This is a genomic window from Paraburkholderia sp. SIMBA_054 (genome assembly GCF_046534875.1).
In the GTDB taxonomy this organism is placed as follows: Bacteria; Pseudomonadota; Gammaproteobacteria; order Burkholderiales; family Burkholderiaceae; genus Paraburkholderia; species Paraburkholderia hospita.
Genome location: NZ_JAWRXV010000230.1, coordinates 1 through 496, shown reverse-complemented (window position 1 = coordinate 496; position 496 = coordinate 1). Strand labels below are relative to the sequence as shown.

The 496-nt window shown below is 74.8% G+C and carries 1 pseudogene; it reads right to left on the bottom strand.

Features of this window, described 5'->3' with window-relative positions:
- Nucleotides 1–496: pseudogene (locus SB822_RS54900) on the bottom strand (diguanylate cyclase); the annotation flags it as partial.

Below are 496 nucleotides of genomic sequence, written 5' to 3'. Positions count from 1 at the left end.
CGCCGCTCCTTCGACGACGCCGCGAGCGACGCCTGCAACGCGCGGCTCTCGGCTGCCCGCAGCGCGGCGAGGCCCGCTTCGACACGCTGCAGCCCGAGCCCGGCGTGCATGTACGACGCCGCCGTCCATGCGCGCGAGGCGGCCGGCTCGTCGGCGTCGCGCGTGAGCGGTGCATCGCCGATGTCGCTTTGCAGCCGGCGCCGGTCCGCGCCGACCTGGGCGAGCGTGGCGAGCATCGCGGGCTCGTCGGCCAGTTCGCCCTGCAACTTGCTTTCGAGACTCGCGAGCGTCGCGTTCATCGTCGCGGCCGCGTCGACGGGCGGCGGATCGCCCGCGGCCTCGAGGCGGCCGAGCGCGGCGAGGCCGCCGTCGAGCGCCGACTGGTACGCGTCGAGGCTCTGGCGAACGTGCGTCGAATGCAGCATGCGCGCGTCGGCCTCACGCTGGCCGGCGATCTGCAAGCATGCGGCGAACACGTTTGCGCCGAGCGCGACGG